Origin of the sequence: Streptomyces sp. NPDC048612, from assembly GCF_043199295.1 — a bacterium.
Classification (GTDB): domain Bacteria; phylum Actinomycetota; class Actinomycetes; order Streptomycetales; family Streptomycetaceae; genus Streptomyces.
The window spans coordinates 67,937-81,234 of sequence record NZ_JBICVV010000010.1 but is presented as its reverse complement, the minus strand read 5'-3'; the positions used below and the strand labels follow the sequence as shown (position 1 = coordinate 81,234).

Below are 13,298 nucleotides of genomic sequence, written 5' to 3'. Positions count from 1 at the left end.
AGCCAGTCGGGCAGGGGCGCTGACACCTACGGCTGACATCAATGTCGGCGAACAGTTCTAGTGCTGAGCGACCGAGAGCAACGTAGGCCTCTTGCCGTTGTCCGCGCAGCCATTGTTCATGCTCGACAGCGGCTTCGTCCGTGGTCTGCCGGCGGTTGCCGTGGATGCCGATGTAAGCAACGACGACGGTGCCAGCCACTCCGAGAGCTGCGGTGAGGATGACGGGCCACCGATCGCTCATGCTGGTCGGATCGAATTCCTTGAAGCTGGTATAAGGCGTGAGCTACGAGGGGTCATGGCGGCTGTCAGCTCTGGGTCATTCGAGCAGCGCGAGCCAAGGCCGATACGAACCGGAGATCCCGCGCAGCGGAGAACGTAGTAAGCCCTAGACAGTAGGTCGTTCCGTCTGACGTCTTCAGCGTGATCTCCTTCCCATCCAGCTCTGCGGAGACAAGGTGCACCAGGGGGATGCGGATGTCGTCGAGCTCGCTCCGATGGACGACAACACCACGCTCGTCGGCCGCCAGCCAACCACCTGTGAAGTTCCGACGCGGTGCGATGAGTGGGCCGAGCGGTGCTCTGTCAGGAAGAGTCGCAGGCGCGCCAGCGGAAGCACGGCTTGGCTTCGGACGTGTCGTCCTTGAAGAGGAGTAGGAGACACCGGGGGCGAGGCGCACCGTCGTAGTACGGCGGCCGCGGCTGTTGAGGGTGACTCGGCCGGCCTTGCCTCCGACGCTCAGGCTGCTCGACTTACTGCCGAGACGGATGCGGACGCCAGGTGCGATCTTGAACGACTTGTTGATGCGCAGTCCCATACATGCCCCCAGATGGTGGAGCAGCAGGCTAGCCCGGGTACCCGACGATTCGTGCATCTCCGGCTGAGATCAGCAGAAACCAGGGCCGACGCTGGGGCCGTCCCTGGGCCGTGCGAGCGTGCCGGAGACCGACCAACGGCGACCAACACTGACGGACGAGCCACCGCTGCCACCAGCGAAACCCCAGGCCAGAGGCGCCCGGCCATACGCGTTTCCGCACAGGGGGCCGTACGGCAGGATGGGGTGTTTCTCACCAGCTCACATGCGTCGTCCACTGAGCCGATTACTAACAACAAACCTGATGCACTCGGGGCAGCGTCCTTCGTACCGTCGTGTCATGCCAAGGCAGAAGACGGACGTCGCCGCTCAGCTCGCCAGTCGGTGCATCAGCCGCACCTTGGGCGTACCGGTCGAGGTGAATGACGCAGATGGCCAGCAGGGAGCGCACGACCTGTTGCTGACCTACGGGGGACGGACCATTGCCGTCGAGGTCAAGCTCGTCGTGGACCCGAAGCACCGAGCTGCCGACGCCAAGTCGAGCCAGCTGGGGTACACGCTTCAACCGAACCTCACGTACTCGTGGACCATTCACCTCGCACAAGAGAAGAAGTGGCAGCGCGCCCTGGCGCGCACTCCCTCGCTCCTCGTTGAGCTGGAGGCACATGGAGCCACCCCACGCACGGCGCATCACTTTTGGCAGCGCGATGCCGAACTGCTCTTGGAGTTTGGGCAACTCGGCATCGACGCAGTGTTCTGCGTACCGCCGACGGAGAAGCATCCTCCGGGCTACTACGTGATGCCCGCGTCGTGGGGTGGGGGCGTACCAGAGATCGACCAGGCCGTTTCGTCCGCCTGTGAGCTGATGAACAGCCGAGCCATGATCAAACTGCGCAGGCAGCTGGCAGCAGCGGACGCCGACGAACGCCACGCCTTCCTGATCTACGGGTGGGAGTACATGGAGGCGGTCCCCCTGAGCCAAGATGGAGCGCTCCCAGGTCTCGCACCCACGTTGCCGTCGGGCATCGACGGAGTATGGCTATCGACAACGGCAAGCGAGAGTCCGACGATCGTGTGGACATCAGAGGCTGGCTGGCTCCGAGCTGCGCGATGGGGATGACCGCAGGCACAAGCCGCATGACCCGCCTCGCCACGGAGATGTTTCACTGACATCCAACAACGTTGACGTCAACGCCCACAGACAGCGGCGACAACCGGCAGCCACGTGCGGCACCCGTGCCCCCGGTGGACCGCATCCACACCGGGGGCAGGGACGATCTCATAGGGCAGGGCAGGCGTCAGCGATTGCACACTTTCCCAGCCCCCTCCGTCAGCGCCCCCGATCTCCGAGCGCACCAGGTGCGTCGCTCTGACATCAACGAGTGACATCAACAGCGCTGGACGCCAGCACTCCCAGGCGGTCTGGCATGGCCAGTCTGACCGGATGGATCCCCGATGGTGCCGAGGAGTGATCGAACTCCTAAAGCGGGTGTCGCAGGTTCGAATCCTGCCGGGGGCACCATGCATTACCGCTCTGAACTGGGGTTTCTCCCCCGGGGAGGCGCTCTGTTCGGCCCCGGGCTCTTCGTCCGGGGCCGTTTGCATGAACGTCCGATGGGCCCGTGGGCCGGGCGCAGACGCTGCCCACCATCAGGGGCCTCGATACAAGCGCCTGGCGGGACACGGGGGCGTGAAACGTAACGTGAAACGTAATCAGTCGCTTCGGTCGATCGGTCGCTTCAGTCGCTGAGGTAGAGGGCTTCCATGTGGCTGGTGGCGTGCTCGCTGTGCCGTACCCGGAGCGTGGAGGCGTCCAGGTCGGCCCTCCCCCAGGGGTCCGCGCCGGCGAGGCAGGCCGTAGCGAGGGCGGCCCAGTCGTTCTGGTTCGGTTCGTCGTCCAGGTCGACGTACGCGTCGAGGTCTTCGAGGGCTTCCGCCGTGATCCCGAGGGCGGACAGCACCGCCTGCGGGTCGCCGGTCACGACGAACGGTTCGTCACCGGGCCAGCCGCAGGCGTGGAACATGGTGCCGTCCGGCAGCCACACGAGGTCCTCGGTGTGCTCGGCTCCGCAGTGCACCTCCACCCGGCCCACGATCCGCGCATCGGGGAAGCGCTCCCGCAGCCGAGTGGCCTCCGCCAGAAGCGGCATGCCGTTGCCGTCGTCCGCGAACGCCGGATCGGAGACCGACATGAGATTCCCCCACGCCCCAGCCCGCACGAGGTCCAGGTCAGCTCTCGTGACAACCGTGATCGTGTCGCTCTGCCTACGGGGCCCGAGGTCTTCGATCACGTCGTCGATCGTGTCCAGGGAGCGAGCGAACTCCGCCGCTCGTTCCGGGTCGTTGGGCGGCAGACCGTCGGCCTCGACCGTGAACGGCGGTCGCAGCACGGTCAGTTCGTAGCGGACGCCGCTGCCTCGTGTCATGCGGTCGGGCGGGACGGTCCAGAAGCCGGTCTCAGACATGCGGGTCAACGTAACGGGTTCCTGGTCCGCCCGAGGGGTGCTCGGCCGCGTCGGCGGACGGCGCAGTGGGCCGGAAAGGGCCGGCGGAAGTCACGTCTGCGCGCGCCTCTGATGGATCGTATGGAGCAGCGAGCGCTTCTGGGCGAGGCATGAGGGCGCCTGTTCGAACACGGACCCCGACATCGTCGACCTAGCTGACCTGGGGCGCCGCATGCCCGCATCACATCTGCCGTTCTGATGCGACCAGTTGATCTGCGATGCCAGGATGGTGTCATGGTGCTTCAGGTGGGGGCCAAAGCGCTCCGAAAGCGGCGGACCGAGCTCCGGGACTCAGCGGAAAGCGTGGGAGCAGGCGGGGCGCTGGGCGATCTTGCGACGGTCGGGCTCCTCCTGTTCTACGCTGCTGAATGTGGACTGAAGGAGCGGCTCCTGACCCGGCAGGGACACCGTGATACCGCGGCTTTGACGCCCACTCACGACCTCCGCAAGCTGGCCAAGGAGCTTCGGCTGCCACCAGCCCTGGGCGCGCGTCTCGAAGGGCTCCAGAGCTGCCGGTTGCGGGTGCCGGCGCGTGGCTCCGTCGCTCTGGCCGATCTGCATCAGGCGTGGCGCTACGGTGCGACGCTTGACGCGGCGGACGAAAAGGAAGCCCAGGAAGCCCTCCGCGCTCTGATCACATGGAGCGAAAGGGACTAAGGCCAGAAGGGTACGAAGCCGTGGCTGAACTGATCGACCTGGAAGGGCCGACGCCCCCAGAGCACCTGTTCACTTGGGTGGACATCGACGAGCATCTCGCGGTCCTGGCAACCGCGGGCCGGTGGCCCGAGTGGCTGCACGCGGCGGACGGCTGGTGGGACGGCCTGGAGCTGGTCGTCTCCAGTGGTACGGAGGCCGAGGAAGCCAAGCAATGGCTGGACGAGGCCTTCGGGGCAGGGTCGACCGAATGGCGTGACGGCACGATCGTGCTCGGGCTGGACGACCCTCGGACGAGCGAGTTCAAAGGCACGCCTGTCATTCTGAGCCCTGCGCCGGAGACCCCCGACCAGCCGCGTCGCGTCCCCTTGTTGCGCGAAAAGCACATCACGCCTCAGTTGGCACAGCCACTGGAGCGGCCCGCCGACGGTCGGTTCCATGCCGATGTGCAAGTAGTGGCGTTCCACTCCTTCAAAGGGGGAGTCGGGCGCACGGTGCACGCGGTGGCCATGGCCGACGCAGTCGCCCGTCGCGGCGGCAACGTCCTGTTGGTCGACGCCGACCTCGAGGCCCCAGGAATCACGTGGATGCACCGCGCCCAAGGCGGACAGCTCGACTTCTGCTACGAGGACTTGCTGGCCCTTCTGCAGGGCTCCGAGGACGGCAGCTGGTCGGATGCAGTGGGCATCGCCGCGGCGTATCTGCCGAACCAGCAGGTCGGACGGTACCCCAATGGGGGGCGTGTGATCGTGGTCCCCACCAGCAGGAGGCCACAGCTGGGCCCGCCCCGCATCGAGCCGGCGGACTTGGCCACACCGGGACGCTCTCCCTATTTCCTGACCGAGGCACTGGCGGCGCTCGCCGCCAGTGCCGGTGCGGACACCGTCGTCGTGGATCTGCGGGCCGGTGCCTCGGAGTTGTCCGCCCCTGTATTGCTCGACCCCCGAGTCCAACGAGTCTTCGTCACCACTCTCAGCCATCAGTCCCTGGCCGGCACCAAGACGTTGTTGACGCAGCTGGGAAACCGGGCACCAGCCCTGCAGGGGACTGACCCGGCCAGCGCCGTGATCATCACCCAGTACCGGCAGGACGTTCACGAGACACAGGCGGAACAGGCGCAGAACGAGCTGCGAAACGCGCTGTTCTCGTCACTCAGGCGCACGGGCGGGGTGACCGACGCCGATCCTGACGACACCGGGGAGGTGGACTTCGACATCTTGTCGCAGCCCTTGCTCAGCCCGTTCCGGGAGGAGCTGCTCGCTCTCCCGTCTTCGTGGGACTCCGTACTGCGAGTCCTGGACAGCTGCAAGGTCGCCGATGCCCTGGGGCCGATCGTGCCGACTCCGATCAGGCCGCCGTCACCGGACACAGGCGGGCCGCCGGCGGTTGTGGACTACACGACACTGCGCAAGCGTCTCGCGGACACCGCACAGCCACTCATCTATGCCGAGCGGGAAGGCATGTCATCGGCCAGCGGCTTCTTGGTGACCGACCCGCTGCGCAGGCTGCTGGGAGACCACCGTACGGAACCGCCGGTTGCCCTTGTCGTAGGTGCCAAGGGTGCCGGCAAGACCTTCATGTATGCGAAGGCGTGCGCGGCCCGGACGTGGAAGGAGTTCGCCGAGCAATCCGGCATCGAGGACGTCCGACTGGAGCTGCCCGTGGTGCCGGTGCTGGAGTCGGACAACCTTGAGGACGGTGACCTGACCACTCAGGATCTCCGGGACGCCTTTGCCGCGCGCCACAGCGGCACATCTGACGGGGGCGGAACCTCTCAGGAGATCAAGGACAGGCTCAGAAAGGGCCTTTCGACTCTCGACGCACAGGACGAACTCGGGTGGCGGCAGCTGTGGCTCGAGTGCTTGGCCATCGCAGCCGGAGTTTCGCTGTCCGGCGGTGACACCACGGAAGCCGCGCTGACGGAACTCGGCAAACGGGCTCGGGCCGTGTTCGTCATGGACGGGCTCGAGGACCTGCTTCAGTCACTGGACAGCGAAGTCAAGCGCACGGCGTTGCGCGTACTTCTCATCGACGTGCTCGCTTGGCTGCGGTCACTTCGGGGGCACCCGCTCGGGTTGGTCGTCTTTGTTCGACGAGACCTGGTGAAGCGGGCAGTCCAACAGAACAGCGAGCAACTCCTCGCCCGGTACGAGCCCTACGCCCTGCGCTGGGACAAGGAGGAAGCGCTGCGGCTCGCGCTATGGGTCACCGCTCATGCCGACGCGCTGCCCACAGCTGCGGCAGAGTCCGAAATCGCCGAGCAGTCATACGACGCTCTGGTGGAATCCCTCATCCCGGTGTGGGGATGGAAGATGGGAACGGAGAAATCCAAGGAAGCACGCTCCCATCTTTGGGTTCCAGCAGCCCTCGGGGACTTCAAGGATCAGGTACAGGCCAGAGACGTGGTGGTGTTCCTCGCGGAGGCGGCGCGTCAGTCCATTCCGCAGACGACGTGGGATGACCGCGTGCTGGTGCCGAGTGCCATGCGCAAAGCCCTGCTGGCCTGCAGCAAGATCAAAATCAGCGCGATCCAGGACGAGAGTCAGGAGATCGGAGACCTGTTGAGCCGACTTCAGCAGGTGCGCGAGCCGGTAACCGTGCCCTTCTGGCTGGAGGAAGTGGGGCTTGAGGTACGGGACGCGGACTTTCTCGTGGAGTCCGGAGTCTTCGCCCGGGGCAACGACGGCCGCTACTGGGTAGCCGAGATCTACCGGCATGGACTGGGGTTCGGCAGTGAGCGTAGGGCGAAGGTGCTGTGGCGGAGGTGAAGCTCCTGCTGCACGCATCCGCCACTCGGGATTGAGCACAACAGCCTTACCGGCGACAAGGCAGATTACGTCGCCGGTGAGGTGAGGCCTGTTTGCCAGGACCAGGCGGCTATTTCTACGCGGTTGCGGAGATTTAGTTTGGACTGGATGTTGGCCAGGTGGGTCTTGGCTGTGCCCGGTGAGATGACCAGGGCGGTGGCTATTTCCTGGTTGGTGTGGCCTCGGGCGACCAGGCGGACGATTTCGCGTTCGCGGGCGGTGAGGGTGTCGGGGCCGGGGCCGGCGTGGGGGTGGGTTGGCGGTGGGGACAGGTGGCGGAGGAGGCGCACGGTGATCTGGGGGCTGATCAGGGCGTCGCCCGCCATGGCTGCGCGGACGGCCTCGATCAGGAGGGCCGGGCCGGAGCGTTTGAGCAGGAAGCCGCAGGCGCCGTGGTGCAGGGCGGTGTGTACGTAGGCGTCGAGGTCGAAGGTGGTGACGACGACCACCCTGGTCGGCGTGGTGGCCTCGGGCCCCGCCAGCAGGCGGGTGAGTTCCAGGCCGTCGAGGCGGGGCATGCGGATGTCCGCCAGGACGACGTCCGGCCGGAGGTGACGGGCCAGGTCGAGGGCGGTGGCGCCGTCCGCGGCCTCGCCGATGACCGTCATGTCCGGTTGTGAGTCGAGGACCAGCCGGAAGCCGCTGCGGACGTCGTCCTGGTCGTCGGCCAGGAGGATGCGGGTGCGCGTACCGCTCATGGCGTCTCCTGGGGGTGCGGGTGGGGCTGCGGGAGTACGGCCCGTACTCGCCAACCGCCCCCGTAGGGGCCGTAGGTGAGGGTTCCGCCGGTCGCCTGTGCGCGGGCGCGCAGGGCGTGCAGACCGCGGCCGCCGTGGCCGTCGCGCCCGCGTCGGTAGTGGGGGCGGGGGCGTTGCGGGGTGGTGGGGGCCGTTCCGGCGTCGTTGGTGACCTCGACGGCCAAGGCGGGGGCAGGGCGGGCGGCCGGAGTGAGGGTCACCTCGACGTGGGTGGCGCCGGGGGCGTGGCGGCGGATGTTGGTGAGGGCTTCCACGACGATTCGGTAGGCCGTGGAGCTGGTTTCCCGGGAGAGGCGGGATTCGGGGGTGGTGGGAGGCATGGTGAGCCGGGCCTCGATGGACCCCGAGGCGGTGAAGCGTTCTATGAGGGTGGGGAGTTGGTCCACGCCTGGTAGGGGCTCGGGGTGGGGGGAAATCTGGGGGCCGGGCTGGGGTGTGGGTGTGGGGGCGGGCGTTGGGGTGGGGGCTTCCTGGGGTGCGGGGATGCCTGGTGGGGGGTGGGTGCCTGGTTGCGTGTGGGCGGGTGGTGGGGCGGGGGTGAGTGGTGGGGTGGGGGTGTTCGGGTGGGGGAGGGTGTGGCCGTTTGCCTCGTGGAGCATGTGGATGGTGCGGTCCATGGATGCCAGGGCGTTCAGGCCGGCTGTTTCGATGCGTTCCAGGGCCGGCAGTGCCTGGAACGGGTCGGATGCGGCCACGAAGCGGGCGGCCTGTGCCTGCGCGACGATGCCGCTGATGTCGTGGGCGACGAAGTCGTGGAGATCCTGGGCGAGTTGAAGTTGCTGGGAGCGACGGGTCTCGATGACCAGGAGGCGCCGCCGGCTCTCCGCAAGTCGTAGATAGCCGCCGATGACAGTCGCGCCCAGTACCGGCAGTGTCCAGAAGGCGGCGGCACCGGCCAGCGGTAGTACGGACGGCGCCGGGAGCAGGGGCAGCGTCCATGTCGCGACCGCCACGCCTGCCACCGCACCCGCGGCCATCGCCTGCCGGAGCGGCGCCCAACGGGCCACTACGGCAAGGAGCATCAGCAGCATCGCCGTTTCGGCCAGCCGCCATACGGAGCCCCATGGGGTCGATGGAGGGTCGGCGAACACTGTGGTCAGCAGTGACAGGCCGCCGACGAACGCCAGTGGGCGGGCCAGGCAGTCACGCGAGTGCGGCCAGCGGACAACGGCCCAGAGGAGCAGGGCGGCGGAGGAGAGGGCCGGGACGGCCCCGTAGGGGATGGCCGCCACCCACGTGCCGTACGCGTGGCTGAGGGCGAAGGCGAGGGTGAGGAGCAGGGCGGCGGTGAGGGTGAGCGCGAAGCGCGTCAGGGCTGTGCGGCGGCTGCCTGGTCCGGCGGCGGTGGTCACGGCCCGAGGCGGGGGCGGTGGCGGTGGCGTCCCCGGGGCCGGCATCGGATTCGGGGCCTGTCCCGGGGCCGGGGCCTGCCCCAGGGCCGGGGCCGGGGCCCGTTCCGGAGCCGGGGCACGATTGCGGCGTCTCATAATGCGGCCGTCGGCATGCGGCAGCTCGTAGCGGGCTCGTTGCCCACGAGGTGCCTCATCTCGTCTCCGCCCCGATACGGCACTTCATGTGGCACGCAATGCGGCTCGTCGTGTCACACGTCATGGCACACGTCATGCCGCACGTCATGCCGCACGTCATGCCGCACTTCATGTGGCACGTCATCCAGGCCCACCCCCCATGTAACGCCACGGAGTTCATCGCCCCCGTGTCGCCCTCTCGCCGCCCACGCGTCGACCACGCGTCGACCACGCGTCGATCCTACGAGCGGTCGCGCGGGCGCCCCCTCCCCCGAACGGCAGAGATGGCAGCCGCTTCGGTGCCAGGAATCCGCTGATCGGCAGATGGTCCGGTGCGGTGGTCCGGCAGCAGGTTGGAGGGGTTAGCGAATGGGCGCAGCTGCCTCCAAGGCGGCCGCATATACGGGGAGTTCGTCGTGACCAGCATCAATGCTTCTTCCGTTCCGCCTTCCTCGGCGATCTCAGGTCGTGGCTCCGGTGTCCGGGCCGGTTCCGGCTCGCGGCGCCGTTGTAGGGCCGTGGTTGGGGTCGTCGCCGCCTCGGCCGCCGTCGCCGCGCTGACGGGGGTCACTCCCGCGGCGTCCGTCGCAGCGGCCGTATCCGCCGCGCCCTCAAGCGCTGCGGCCGCCGCCAAGGCGTCGGCCGGGCTCGCCAAGGTGAGTGGTCGGGGGCGGGTCTTCTACCCCTACTCGCCGCGGGACGACATCCGTTTCTCCGTCGATGCACAGGCTGCCCCGTTCAGCCGGCCCGTCGACGGGCTGCCTCAGGGGATGCCCACCGACGCGCGGGGCAAGGTCACGATCTACCACTGGTCGCCGGAGAAGAAGCAGGGCCGACGTGCCGAGGCCGCGGTGGACTGCCTGGTCACCGGGGGCGGCAGCGCGACGCTCAGTGCCGTCGTCACCCAGTCCGAGGACCCCGGGGAGATCGGGGAGCGGCTGGGCTTCAGCGTCACGAGCGGCGGTCCTGGCCGAGGGCGGTTCGGCTTCTCCTGGGCGGTGTCGAACGTCGATGTCGTCGACGGCAAGGCCGCCTTCCCGCACGTCGGCACCTGTATGGCACCGGCTCCGTTCGCCACGGTGAGGAAGGGCGGCTTCAAGGTCAGGCATGGGGAGTTGCCGCCGCTGCCGGCGGGGTGGGGTAAGCGGGCCGGTGCGGTCGATGAGGCAGGTGCGCGATGAGGGCGGCCGAGCCGGGACCGGTTGTTCCCCGGCCGGTGCGGTGGGCGGCGCATGCCGCGCCGCTGACGCTGCTGCCGTCGGGGCTGTGGCGGTGCGCCGTGGCGTTCGGGGCGCCCTCCGGGTTCGCGGTGAGTCATCCGCTGCACCAGAGCAACTTCCCGGGCTGGATGTCGCTGTATTTGATCGGGTTGAGCCTGGTTGCCGAGGGGCTCGGGCTGCTCACCCTCGGGCTGGTCCGGCCATGGGGCGAGCGGGTGCCGCGCTGGGTACCGGTGCTGGGCAGGCGGAACGTTCCCGTCCTGGCCGCGGTCGTCCCCGCGTCGCTGGGCGCGGCCGCGGTCACCGTGATCACGGTGGTCTCCTCGTTCGGCTGGGAGCAGGAGATGACCGACCCCGCCGCCCCGCGAGGTGCGGCGGCCTGGCTGATGACCGCCTGCTATCTGCCGCTGCTCGCGTGGGGCCCGCTCCTGGGGTGGGTAGCGGTGGCGTACTGGCGTCGGCGCCGCAGCTCGGACGAAGGGGCGGGAGTGGGGTGGCGCGGAACAGCGCGTACGGTGCGGTGAGCCGGGCGAGGCCGGGGCCCGGCGGAAGGCCGTACGCACCGGACCGCAGGGTGACGGCGAGGCACGAAGCCACAGGCGAGCCACACGTCCGTGAGGAGCCGGGACCAGGCCGCATACGGGAGCCCGTCAAGGGGGCTGACCCCGGGACGGGGAGCCCGTCGAAGGGCCTGGCCCCAGCCGCGCACGCGGACCTCGTCGGCTGCACATCCGGCCGGCCCTGCAGCCGGACGACGGCGGCCGGTCATGCCAGGCATCCATGCCCGGCAGAGGTGAGTTATCCACAGGGTCGACGAGGACCCCCGCGGAACTCGTAGGCTTTCGGAATGGCTCTGGCGGACGTGGAAGTGGTCGTGGACATGGATGTGGAAGGCGCTTCGGACGCAAGCGAGGCGGTGCAGGTGCTGCGCCGGGTGTTCGGGTATGACGCGTTCCGCGGCAGCCAGCAAGAGATCATCGAGCACGTCATAGGGGGCGGGGACGCGGTCGTCCTGATGCCCACCGGTGGCGGCAAGTCGCTCTGCTACCAGATTCCCTCGCTGGTCAGAGGCGGTGTGGGGGTCGTGATCTCGCCGCTGATCGCGTTGATGCAGGACCAGGTCGACGCCCTGCGGGCGCTCGGTGTGCGGGCGGGGTTCCTGAATTCGACGCAGGATCTGGAGGAGCGGCGGCTCGTCGAGGCCGAGTTCCTGTCCGGGGAGCTGGACCTGCTGTATCTGGCGCCCGAGCGGCTGCGGGTCGAGCAGACGCTGAATCTGCTCGACCGCGGGAAGATCTCGCTCTTCGCGATCGACGAGGCGCACTGCGTCGCCCAGTGGGGCCACGACTTCCGGCCGGACTATCTGGCGCTGTCGATGCTGCACGAGCGCTGGCCCGAGGTACCGCGGATCGCGCTGACCGCCACCGCGACCGAGGCCACGCACCAGGAGATCACCTCGCGGCTGCGGATGGCCGACGCCCGGCACTTTGTGGCGAGCTTCGACCGGCCGAACATCCAGTACCGCATCGCGGCGAAGAGCGAGCCGAAGAAGCAGCTGCTGGAGCTGCTGCGGACCGAGCATGCGGGGGACGCGGGGATCATCTACTGCCTGTCCCGGGCTTCGGTGGAGAAGACCGCGCAGTTCCTGGTGGACAACGGCATCGCGGCGGTGCCGTATCACGCGGGGCTCGATCCGCGGACGCGCGCCGAGCACCAGAGCCGCTTCTTGCGGGAGGACGGGCTGGTCGTGGTCGCCACGATCGCGTTCGGCATGGGCATCGACAAGCCGGACGTCCGGTTCGTGGCCCATCTGGATCTGCCGAAGTCCGTGGAGGGCTACTACCAGGAGACGGGGCGTGCCGGGCGGGACGGGCAGCCGTCGACGGCCTGGCTGGCGTACGGGCTCCAGGACGTGGTGCAGCAGCGGAAGATGATCGACGGGTCGGAGGGGGACGAGGCGCACCGGCGGCGCCTGTCGGCCCATCTCGACGCGATGCTGGCGCTGTGCGAGACGGTGCAGTGCCGACGGGTGCGGCTGCTGGCCTACTTCGGGCAGGAGAGCAGCGCGTGCGGCAACTGCGACACCTGCCTGACCCCGCCGCAGACCTGGGACGGCACGGTGGCCGCGCAGAAGCTGCTGTCCACGGTCGTACGGCTGCAGCGGGAGCGCGGGCAGAAGTTCGGCGCGGGCCAGATCATCGACATCCTGCTGGGCAAGAAGACCGCGAAGGTCATCCAGTTCGATCACGACGGGCTGAGCGTCTTCGGCGTGGGAGACGACCTGCGGGAGGCCGAATGGCGGGGCGTCGTACGGCAGTTGCTGGCACAGGGACTGCTCGCCGTCGAGGGTGACTACGGCACGCTGGTGCTCACGGAGGCCAGCGGCGAGGTGCTGGGCGGCCGGCGCGAGGTGCTGATGCGGCGGGAGCCGGAGAAGGCGGCGCGGGCGGCCAAGGCGAAGACGAAGGGCAAGCGCGCGGCGCCGGTGGACCTGCCGGAGGCGGCGCTGCCGGTCTTCGAGGCGCTGCGCGGCTGGCGGGCCCGTACGGCCAAGGAGCAGGGCGTGCCCGCGTATGTGATCTTCCACGATGCGACGCTGCGGGAGATCGCCACGCTCGGGCCGACGACGACGGCCGAACTGGGCACGGTCAACGGGGTCGGCGAGAACAAGCTCGCGAAGTACGGCGAGTCCCTGCTGGATGTGCTGGCCGGGCGGGAGACGGAGTCCCAGGGCGGTACGGGGGCCGGCGGTACGGGGGCCGGCGGTACGGCGTCGGCCGGAACCGCGGCCGCGGCTCCAGCCCGGGGCGCCGCGGAGCAGTACGACGTTCCGGAGCCCGAGGACGAGGAGTTGCCGGAGCCGCCGGACGACATCGACTGGTGAGAGCGGATGCAGAGGGGGAAAGGGGCGGATTCGGGCCGGTTCGGGAGGGCGTTCCTTCACACGACCGATCGCAGAGATCCTGGTGACTGTTACACAACGGATGGATCGCCGTTAAGGACGCTCCGTAGCGTGC

General features: G+C 68.7%; 10 protein-coding genes. 6 read left to right on the top strand and 4 right to left on the bottom strand.

Features of this window, described 5'->3' with window-relative positions; all coding sequences use genetic code 11:
* Window positions 1-305: 305 nt before the first annotated feature.
* A complete protein-coding gene (locus ACGFN2_RS17380) occupies window positions 306-815 on the bottom strand; it encodes a DUF4236 domain-containing protein (RefSeq protein ID WP_393361059.1) in 510 nt (169 codons plus the stop codon).
* Between the two features lie 337 nt (window positions 816-1,152).
* Here ACGFN2_RS17380 and ACGFN2_RS17375 point away from each other — a divergent pair, with 337 nt between their 5' ends.
* Window positions 1,153-1,932: a hypothetical protein gene (locus ACGFN2_RS17375; RefSeq protein WP_393361056.1), complete on the top strand. Its 780-nt coding sequence runs from the start codon at window positions 1,153-1,155 to the stop codon at window positions 1,930-1,932.
* Window positions 1,933-2,551: 619 nt separating this feature from the next.
* Here the strand turns inward: ACGFN2_RS17375 and ACGFN2_RS17370 are convergent.
* The gene (locus ACGFN2_RS17370) at window positions 2,552-3,277 is read right to left on the bottom strand and encodes a DUF6333 family protein (protein WP_393361053.1); all 726 of its coding nucleotides are present in this window, start codon (window positions 3,275-3,277) and stop codon (window positions 2,552-2,554) included.
* 273 nt (window positions 3,278-3,550) lie between these two features.
* Between ACGFN2_RS17370 and ACGFN2_RS17365 the strand changes: the two genes are divergently transcribed.
* Both ACGFN2_RS17365 and ACGFN2_RS17360 read left to right on the top strand, forming a co-directional pair.
* A complete protein-coding gene (locus ACGFN2_RS17365; protein ID WP_393361050.1) occupies window positions 3,551-3,973 on the top strand; it encodes a hypothetical protein in 423 nt (140 codons plus the stop codon).
* Between the two features lie 20 nt (window positions 3,974-3,993).
* Entirely contained in the window at window positions 3,994-6,738 is a 2,745-nt protein-coding gene (locus ACGFN2_RS17360; RefSeq protein ID WP_393361047.1) for a KGGVGR-motif variant AAA ATPase, read from the top strand.
* A 65-nt stretch (window positions 6,739-6,803) separates the two neighbouring features.
* On the opposite strand, the gene ACGFN2_RS17355 is transcribed toward ACGFN2_RS17360, so the two are convergent.
* Window positions 6,804-7,475, bottom strand: coding sequence for a response regulator (locus ACGFN2_RS17355; RefSeq protein ID WP_393361044.1), 672 nt, complete (start codon window positions 7,473-7,475; stop codon window positions 6,804-6,806).
* On the bottom strand, window positions 7,472-8,887 hold the full coding sequence (locus ACGFN2_RS17350; protein ID WP_393361041.1) for a sensor histidine kinase: 1,416 nt from the start codon (window positions 8,885-8,887) through the stop codon (window positions 7,472-7,474). Before ACGFN2_RS17350 ends, ACGFN2_RS17355 begins: the two co-directional genes overlap by 4 nt.
* A 692-nt stretch (window positions 8,888-9,579) precedes the next feature.
* Here ACGFN2_RS17350 and ACGFN2_RS17345 point away from each other — a divergent pair.
* The 3 genes from ACGFN2_RS17345 (at window position 9,580) to recQ (ending at window position 13,165) form a co-directional block, all read left to right on the top strand.
* Entirely contained in the window at window positions 9,580-10,242 is a 663-nt protein-coding gene (locus tag ACGFN2_RS17345; protein WP_393361038.1) for a hypothetical protein, read from the top strand.
* The gene (locus ACGFN2_RS17340) at window positions 10,239-10,805 is read left to right on the top strand and encodes a hypothetical protein (protein ID WP_393361035.1); all 567 of its coding nucleotides are present in this window, start codon (window positions 10,239-10,241) and stop codon (window positions 10,803-10,805) included. The genes ACGFN2_RS17345 and ACGFN2_RS17340 overlap by 4 nt, the downstream gene beginning before the upstream one ends.
* A 323-nt stretch (window positions 10,806-11,128) precedes the next feature.
* Window positions 11,129-13,165, top strand: a complete 2,037-nt coding sequence (gene recQ / locus ACGFN2_RS17335; protein WP_393361032.1) for a DNA helicase RecQ — start codon at window positions 11,129-11,131, stop codon at window positions 13,163-13,165.
* Window positions 13,166-13,298 lie beyond the last annotated feature (133 nt).